The following is a 7,822-nucleotide window of genomic DNA, read 5'->3' as shown; positions in this document are numbered from 1 at the left end:
CTGTTGAGTTCTCAAGGAACGGACGCTTCCTTTGTACTCACCCTCAGCACATCGGCTGGGGCTTTCCTCCGGGCTTTCGTTCTGTTCTTGCGTTTCCGACTCTATCAGACTCTTTCGTGTCCGACTTCCCCGGCGCTTTCCAGGTATTCGCTTTCGCGTTTCCCTTTCCGGCGGTTCCAACCCTACCAGAACATTTCCGTGCCGTTTCCGGTCGGATTTGAATTGATGGCCGTTGGAGAGGCCTTTCCCTTTCGGGCGGATCAGACTTTATCAGGTCTCCCTGGGTCTGGATTCCCACCCGCCCGCATGGCTCGTCCGGACACACGTGTGTGCCGGGGTGCCGTGCGAGGTGGAGACGTAAACGTACTGGAGCGGAGCCCCCGGATGCAAATCCGGTTGCCCCGCTCCCGTTCGGTCGCTACGGCGAGGGTCAGACCTCGACGACGACCGGAAGGATCATCGGGCGGCGGCGGTAGCCGTCCGAGACCCACTTGCCCATCGTGCGGCGGATGAGCTGCTGGATCTGGTGCGGCTCGGCGACGCCGTCGGCCGCGGCGCGGGCGATGGCTTCCTCGATCTTCGGCATGACAGAGGAGAAGGCCGAGTCGTCGATACCGGAGCCGCGGGCCTGGATGTTCGGACCGCTGACGACCTTGCCCGTGGTGCTGTCCACCACGACGTAGACCGAGATGATGCCCTCGTCGCCGAGGATCTTGCGGTCCTTGAGGTGAACTTCCGTGACGTCGCCGACCGAGAGGCCGTCCACGTACACATAGCCGGCCTGGACCTTGCCGGAGATCCGGGCCTTGCCGTCGATCAGGTCGACGACCACGCCGTCCTCGGCGATGACGATCCGGTCCTTCGGGACACCCGTCATGGCGCCGAGCTCGGCGTTGGCGCGCAGATGGCGCCATTCACCGTGGACCGGCATCAGGTTCCGCGGCTTGCAGATGTTGTAGAAGTACAGCAGCTCGCCGGCCGAGGCGTGGCCCGAGACGTGCACCTTGGCGTTGCCCTTGTGCACGACGTTGGCGCCCCAGCGGGTCAGGCCGTTGATCACGCGGTAGACCGCGTTCTCGTTGCCCGGGATCAGGGACGACGCCAGGATCACGGTGTCCCCGGGGACGATCCGGATCTGGTGGTCGCGGTTGGCCATGCGGGACAGGGCCGCCATCGGCTCGCCCTGGGAACCCGTACAGACCAGCACGACCTCGTCGTCCGGCAGGTCGTCGAGGGTCTTGACGTCGACGACGAGACCGGCCGGAACCTTCAAGTAGCCCAGGTCACGGGCGATGCCCATGTTGCGGACCATCGAGCGGCCGACGAAGGCGACCCTGCGGTCGAATTCGTGAGCGGCGTCGAGGATCTGCTGGATGCGGTGCACGTGGCTGGCGAACGACGCCACGATGATCCGCTTCTGAGCACTCGCGAAGACCCCGCGGATGGCGGTGGAGATGTCTCGCTCGGGCGGGACGAAGCCCGGGACCTCGGCGTTCGTGGAGTCGGAGAGAAGGAGGTCGATGCCCTCTTCACTCAGACGCGCGAAGGCGTGCAGGTCGGTGAGGCGGCCGTCGAGCGGGAGCTGGTCCATCTTGAAGTCGCCGGTGGCCACGACCATGCCGGCGCCGGTACGGATGGCCACGGCCAGGGCGTCCGGGATGGAGTGGTTGACCGCGATGAACTCGCAGTCGAAGGGGCCGAGGGTCTCGCGCTCGCCTTCCTTCACCTCAAGGGTGTAGGGGCGGATGCGGTGCTCCTGGAGCTTCGCCTCGATGAGGGCCAGCGTCAGCTTGGAGCCGATCAGCGGGATGTCCGCCTTCTCCCGGAGGAGGTAGGGGACGGCGCCGATGTGGTCCTCGTGGCCGTGCGTGAGGACGATGCCGTCGATGTCGTCGAGGCGGTCCCTGATGGACGTGAAGTCCGGCAGGATCAGGTCGATGCCCGGCTGCTCCTCCTCGGGGAAGAGGACGCCGCAGTCGACGATCAGCAGACGGCCGTCGTACTCGAAGACGGTCATGTTGCGGCCGATCTCGCCGAGACCACCCAGGGGGGTGACCCTGAGGCCGCCCTTGGGCAGCTTCGGCGGCGGACCGAGTTCCGGATGCGGATGGCTCAAAAGTGTCTCCTCACCACACACGCCACGTACCCCGGAAGGCACGTGGCGCGCATGTCATTCGTGCACTTGCTGTTGTCTGTTCGGTATTTGTTTGTTCGTGCTTATTCGGTTGTGAAGTCAGTTGTCAGAGCTCTACCCCGCCGGCGGCAAGATCGATCTTGAGCTGAGCCGTCTCTTCGGCGGTCAGCTCGATCAGCGGGAGCCGCAGCGGGCCCGCGGGCAGGCCCTGCAGGTTCAGCGCGCCCTTGGTGGTCATCACACCCTGGGTACGGAACATACCGGTGAAGATCGGGAGCAGCTTCTGGTGGATCTCGGTCGCCTTCTGGACGTCTCCGCCCAGGTGGGCCTCCAGCATGGCGCGCAGGTCGGGGGTGACCACGTGGCTGACCACGGAGACGAATCCGGCCGCGCCGATCGACAGGAGCGGCAGGTTCAGCATGTCGTCGCCCGAATACCAGGCCAGGCCGCTCCGCGCGATGGCCCAGCTTGCACGGCCGAGGTCGCCCTTGGCGTCCTTGTTGGCAACGATACGGGGGTGCTCGGCCAGCCGGACCAGGGTTTCGGTGTCGATCGGGACACCACTGCGGCCGGGGATGTCGTAGAGCATGACCGGCAGCTCGGTCGCGTCGGCGATCGCCGTGAAGTGCCGGAAAAGGCCCTCCTGCGGCGGCTTGCTGTAGTACGGGGTGACGGCGAGCAGGCCGTGGGCGCCGGTGCGCTCGGCCTGGCGGGCCAGCTCGAGCGTGTGGCGCGTGTCGTTGGTGCCGATGCCGGCGACCACGTGGGCGCGGTCTCCGACGGCTTCGAGCACGGCTCGTACGAGGTCGTTTTTCTCCGCGTCGGTGGTGGTCGGCGACTCACCGGTGGTGCCGTTGATGATCAGGCCGTCGTTGCCTGCGTCCACCAAGTGGACGGCGAGCCGCTGCGCGCCGTCGAGGTCGAGTACGCCATCCGCCGCGAACGGCGTGATCATGGCGGTGAGGACCCGCCCGAAGGGGGTCTGCGGAGTCGAGATCGGAGCCATGGGTAACACGCTACTCGCTGCCATGCTCGCGGTGTCCCCTCGGGGGACGTCAACGGGGTGTTGGACGCCGGCACTGCCTGCTCGGGGGTTCAGGCAGTGCCGGGTCCGTTTGATCAGCCTAGATGAACTTTACGAAACGTCGCAATACGGACACTTAGGACTTGACGCCGTACATCTGTACGCCGCGGGTGTACCGGCCCTTATGGGGCAACGCGCCCGTTGCCGTTGTAGGCCGCGTACGTCAGCGGCATGAGCTTCGCCCAGTGCTGCTCCATCTTCTCGCCGACCATCTCGATCTCCCGCTGCGGGAAGGACGGAACCGCCGCGAGCTCGTGCTGCGTACGCAGACCGAGGAAGTGCATCAGGGAGCGCGCGTTGCAGGTGGCGTACATCGACGAGAAAAGACCGACCGGCAGGACCGAACGGGCGACCTCCCGGGCCACGCCCGCGGCGAGCATCTCGCGGTATGCCTCGTAGGCCTGGACGTAGGAGTCCTCCATGACGCGGGAGGTGAGTTCCTGCTGCGCCTGGGTGCCCTCGACGAAGACGTACTTGCCCGGGCGGCCCTCCTGGATCAGCTTGCGCTCGGCGTCCGGGACGTAGAAGACCGGTTCGAGCTCCCTGTAGCGGCCCGACTCCTCGTTGTACGACCAGCCCACCCGGTGGCGCATGAACTCACGGAAGACGAAGATCGGGGCGCTGATGAAGAAGGTCATCGAGTTGTGCTCGAACGGGCTGCCGTGGCGGTCGCGCATCAGATAGTTGATGAGACCCTTGGAGCGCTCCGGGTCCTTCTGCAACTCCTCCAGCGACTGCTCGCCGGCCGTGGAGACGCGAGCCGCCCACAGCACGTCGGAGTCGGCGGCGGAGTGCTTCACCAGCTCCACCGTCACGTCACTGCGGAAGCTGGGTTTCAGATCTGAAGCGGCGGTTTCGCTCACCGGGGGTCCTTCCAAACGTGCGTCCTGGGGCGCGCCCACTCTACGGCGCCCCTCGCGCAGCCTGCGCAGACGCACGCGGTCCGCGGGGTACGCACGGGCCCGCGGGGGATGTCGTACAGCTGACGCACCGCCATGAATTCGCCCTGATGTCCCGAAACCGGGCACCGATCGGCGGGCCCGTACGTCCTACCCAGGAGAACGCACACCCCTCCACCTTGAGGAGATTCACTCTGATGTTCCTCCGGCGCGAACCCGTCCCGTTCGCCTTCGTCTCCGAGGCCGACCGTTTCCGAAGCAACGTCACCCCGCCGCCGCGCGAGCGTCTGGGGAGGACCCAGTTGGTCGCCCGTACTCTGGTCGGACTGACCGTGGTTGCGGGGCTCGCCGGCTCACTGCTCCTCGGTATGCCCGCACTGCAGCCGAGCAAGGCGCCGGAGAAGTCGCAGCAGTCGGAGGCGTCCCAGGGGCGGTAGCCTCACGGGCACAGCCCAACCGAACGTGCATGTGAGTGAGGTCCAGCCGTGCCCCTGCCCTTCCTGACGGCCGACGGCGTATCCGATGTGGATGACGACGGCGACGGCGACGAGATCCTGGCCCATGCCGACCAGGACCGCTGGCGCCGGCCCTACCGGCCAGGCCCCTGGCGCGTGGGCATCGGCGCGCTGCTGCTCCTGCTGTCGGCCTTCATGCTGCTGGCCACGATGATCGTCGCCTTCGCGGGCGGCTGGGGCGGAGCCGTCGTCTGCCTGATCGCCGCCCTCGCGGTCGTCGGGTCGGCGGTGCAGATCCTGCGCATCGGCGTATGGGTGAGCCCCGCGGGGCTGCGCCGGGTGGGGTTCTTCGTGACCCGCACCACCGCGTGGAGCGAGATCGGCGAGCTCCGTACGGTGCAGCAGCCGGTGCGCTGGCTCGGGCTGCCGAGGACCGTACAGGGGCAGGCGCTGACGATGTCCGCGCAGGACGGCGCGGAGGCGCCGGTGCTGCTGACCGACCACAACGCCGATTTCCTGTCGCGGACGGAGGCCTTCGACCGGGCCGCCGACACGGTGGGCGCCTGGGCCGAGGAGTACCGGCCGGTGGCCGCCTGACCTTCGGGGCGCGCGTTCCGCCGAGCACGACCGCCACGGGAAGCCGTGCAGGGATCAGACCTGCGCGGCCGACCCCGTCAGCACGGCCTGTCGTGAAGGGCGATCGCCCGCTGCATCGCCTTGCGCGCCCGCGGGGTGTCCCGGGCGTCGTGGTAGGCGACGGCGAGGCGGAACCAGCTGCGCCAGTCCCCCGGCGCGTCCTCGGTCTCGGCCTTGCGGCGCGCGAAGACCTCGTCGGCGGAATCCCGCAGGATCCGCCCGTACTTGTCCCGCTCCAGCTCGTCGACGGGCAGTCCGCCCTCGGCCTCCAGCTCGGTGGCGAGATGGTTGGCCCGCGTGACGAACCGGGTGTTCTGCCAGAGGAACCAGACACCGATGACCGGCAGGATCAGCACGGACACGCCGAAGGTGACGGTGAGCCAGGTGCCGTGCTCGATGAGCATCAGGCCCCGGCTGCCGACCAGGACGAAGTAGACCACCAGGACGGCGGCCGTGATGAAGTACGTGATCTTCGCGCGCATCGTGGAATCAGCCCAGGTCGAGGAAGTGTTCCAGGCCGAAGGTGAGGCCCGGGGTCTGCGTCACTCGGCGCACACCGAGCAGGATGCCCGGCATGAAGCTGCTGTGGTGCAGGGAATCGTGACGGATGGTCAGGGTCTCGCCCTCGCCGCCGAGGAGCACCTCCTGGTGGGCCAGCAGGCCGCGCAGGCGGATGGCATGCACCGGAACGCCGTCGACGTCCGCACCGCGCGCGCCGTCGAGGGCGGTGGCGGTGGCGTCGGGCGGGGCGCCGCGGCCGGCCTCGGCGCGGGCGGCCGCGATGAGCTGCGCCGTACGGGTCGCCGTGCCGGAGGGGGCGTCGACCTTGTTGGGGTGGTGCAGCTCGACGACCTCGACGGACTCGAAGTAGCGGGCGGCCTGGGCTGCGAACTTCATGGTGAGGACGGCGCCGATGGAGAAGTTCGGGGCGATGAGCACACCGGTCTCCGGTGCGCCGTCCAGCCAGGTGCCCAGCTGCGCGAGGCGGTCCTCGGTCCAGCCGGTGGTGCCGACCACTCCGTGGATGTTGTGGCGGATGAGGAAGTCCAGGTTCCCCATCACCGATGCCGGGGTGGTCAGCTCGACCGCGACCTGGGCGCCGGCGTCGGCCAGCGTCTCCAGCTTGTCGCCGCGGCCGAGCGCCGCCACCAGTTCCATGTCCTCAGCGGCCTCGACCGCCTTGACGGCCTCGGCGCCGATCCGGCCCTGGGCTCCGAGAACCGCCACGCGCAGCTTGCTCATATTGCTTCCTTACTTGCCGTACGGAACTAGGCGACCGCTTCGTCGAGACGGGCGGCCTGCTTCTCCTTCAGCGGTCCGATCACCGCGAGCGAGGGCCGCTGTGCCAGTACATCCTGTGCGACCGAGCGGACGCCGTCCGGGGTCACGGCGGCGATCCGGGCCAGCATGTCGTCGACCGACATCTGGTCGCCCCAGCACAGCTCGCTCTTGCCGATGCGGTTCATGATCGCGCCGGTGTCCTCCAGGCCGAGGACGGTGGACCCGGAGAGCTGGCCGATGGCCCGCTTGATCTCGTCGTCGTCCAGTCCCTCGGTCGCGACCTTGTCGAGCTCGTCGCGGCAGATCCGGAGCACGTCGTGCACCTGGTTGGGGCGGCAGCCCGCGTACACGCCGAAGAGGCCCGTGTCGGCGAAGCCCGAGGTGTACGAGTACACGCTGTAGGCGAGGCCGCGCTTCTCCCGTACCTCCTGGAAGAGGCGCGAGGACATGCCGCCGCCGAGGGCGGTGTTCAGCACGCCCAGCGCCCAGCGGCGCTCGTCGGTGCGGGCGAGGCCGGGCATGCCGAGGACCACGTGGGCCTGCTCGGTCTTGCGGTTCACCAGGTCGACGCGGCCGGCGGTGCGGATGCGCTTGGCGCCGGTGCGCGGGCCGATCGGCTCGGCGTCGGTGCGGGTCAGCGCGCCGGCCTTCTCGAAGGCGGCGCGGACCTGGCGTACGACCTTGTTGTGGTCGACGTTGCCGGCCGCGGCCACGACCAGGTGTGTCGGGTCGTAATGCTTCTTGTAGAAGCGGCGGATCCGGTCGGCGCCGAGCGCGTTGATCGTGTCGACGGTGCCGAGGACCGGGCGCCCCAGGGGTGTGTCCCCGTACATGGTCTGCGCGAACAGGTCGTGCACCACGTCGCCCGGGTCGTCCTCGGTCATCGCGATCTCTTCGAGGATCACCCCGCGCTCGGCGTCGACGTCCTCCTCGCGGATCAGCGAGCCGGTGAGCATGTCGCAGACCACGTCTATGGCCAGCGGCAGGTCGGTGTCGAGCACCCGGGCGTAGTAGCAGGTGTACTCCTTCGCCGTGAAGGCGTTCATCTCGCCGCCGACCGCGTCGATCGCGGAGGAGATGTCGAGGGCACTGCGCTTGTGGGTGCCCTTGAAGAGGAGGTGCTCCAGGTAGTGCGTGGCACCGTTCAGCGTCGGCGTCTCGTCACGCGAGCCGACGTGCGCCCAGATGCCGAAGGTGGCGGAGCGGACGGAGGGCAGCGTCTCGGTGACGATGCGCAGTCCGCCGGGCAGGACCGTGCGCCGGACGGTGCCGATGCCGTTGCTGCCCTTGAGGAGGGTTTGGGTACGGGCGACGGCCCGCCCCTCCGAAGAGG

Annotated in this window: 8 protein-coding genes; 2 read left to right on the top strand and 6 right to left on the bottom strand. The window is 68.3% G+C overall.

Annotation, left to right across the window (positions count from 1 at the left end; all coding sequences use genetic code 11):
- Positions 1 to 430: 430 nt before the first annotated feature.
- The 3 genes from ACWGIU_RS22810 to thyX all read right to left on the bottom strand — a co-directional run bounded on the left by ACWGIU_RS22810 (position 431) and on the right by thyX (position 4,081).
- Positions 431 to 2,116: a ribonuclease J gene (locus ACWGIU_RS22810; protein WP_453708530.1), complete on the bottom strand. Its 1,686-nt coding sequence runs from the start codon at positions 2,114 to 2,116 to the stop codon at positions 431 to 433.
- Between the two features lie 124 nt (positions 2,117 to 2,240).
- On the bottom strand, positions 2,241 to 3,140 hold the full coding sequence (gene dapA, locus ACWGIU_RS22805) for a 4-hydroxy-tetrahydrodipicolinate synthase (protein ID WP_453708529.1): 900 nt from the start codon (positions 3,138 to 3,140) through the stop codon (positions 2,241 to 2,243).
- A 200-nt stretch (positions 3,141 to 3,340) separates the two neighbouring features.
- The gene (gene thyX, locus ACWGIU_RS22800; RefSeq protein ID WP_453708527.1) at positions 3,341 to 4,081 is read right to left on the bottom strand and encodes an FAD-dependent thymidylate synthase; all 741 of its coding nucleotides are present in this window, start codon (positions 4,079 to 4,081) and stop codon (positions 3,341 to 3,343) included.
- A 233-nt stretch (positions 4,082 to 4,314) separates the two neighbouring features.
- On the opposite strand from thyX, the gene ACWGIU_RS22795 reads away from it, so the two are divergent.
- Positions 4,315 to 4,554, top strand: coding sequence for a hypothetical protein (locus ACWGIU_RS22795; RefSeq protein ID WP_030718745.1), 240 nt, complete (start codon positions 4,315 to 4,317; stop codon positions 4,552 to 4,554).
- 48 nt (positions 4,555 to 4,602) lie between these two features.
- The gene (locus ACWGIU_RS22790) at positions 4,603 to 5,169 is read left to right on the top strand and encodes a hypothetical protein (RefSeq protein ID WP_453708525.1); all 567 of its coding nucleotides are present in this window, start codon (positions 4,603 to 4,605) and stop codon (positions 5,167 to 5,169) included.
- A gap of 77 nt (positions 5,170 to 5,246) precedes the next feature.
- Here the strand turns inward: ACWGIU_RS22790 and ACWGIU_RS22785 are convergent, their stop codons facing one another.
- From ACWGIU_RS22785 to ACWGIU_RS22775, 3 genes are all read right to left on the bottom strand, one after another.
- Positions 5,247 to 5,690 (bottom strand): hypothetical protein, encoded by a 444-nt coding sequence (locus ACWGIU_RS22785; RefSeq protein WP_453708523.1) that lies wholly within the window; start codon positions 5,688 to 5,690, stop codon positions 5,247 to 5,249.
- 7 nt (positions 5,691 to 5,697) lie between these two features.
- Positions 5,698 to 6,450, bottom strand: coding sequence for a 4-hydroxy-tetrahydrodipicolinate reductase (dapB, locus tag ACWGIU_RS22780; RefSeq protein ID WP_453708521.1), 753 nt, complete (start codon positions 6,448 to 6,450; stop codon positions 5,698 to 5,700).
- Positions 6,451 to 6,476: 26 nt separating this feature from the next.
- The coding region (locus ACWGIU_RS22775) for a M16 family metallopeptidase (protein ID WP_453708519.1) at positions 6,477 to 7,822 on the bottom strand (1,346 nt) is incomplete at its 5' end.

It is taken from the genome of Streptomyces sp. NPDC054840 (genome assembly GCF_053611065.1).
The sequence above is the reverse complement of the archived record's forward strand: the minus strand, read 5'-3'. Positions and strand labels throughout refer to the sequence as shown.

Bases quoted from the DNA above. Each gene is read 5' to 3' on its own strand.
- ACWGIU_RS22785 (WP_453708523.1), bottom strand. From the start codon at position 5,690: ATGCGCGCGAAGATCACGTACTTCATCACGGCCGCCGTCCTGGTGGTC.
- ACWGIU_RS22795 (WP_030718745.1), top strand. From the start codon at position 4,315: ATGTTCCTCCGGCGCGAACCCGTCCCGTTCGCCTTCGTCTCCGAGGCC.
- dapA (WP_453708529.1), bottom strand. From the start codon at position 3,140: ATGGCTCCGATCTCGACTCCGCAGACCCCCTTCGGGCGGGTCCTCACC.
- dapB (WP_453708521.1), bottom strand. From the start codon at position 6,450: ATGAGCAAGCTGCGCGTGGCGGTTCTCGGAGCCCAGGGCCGGATCGGC.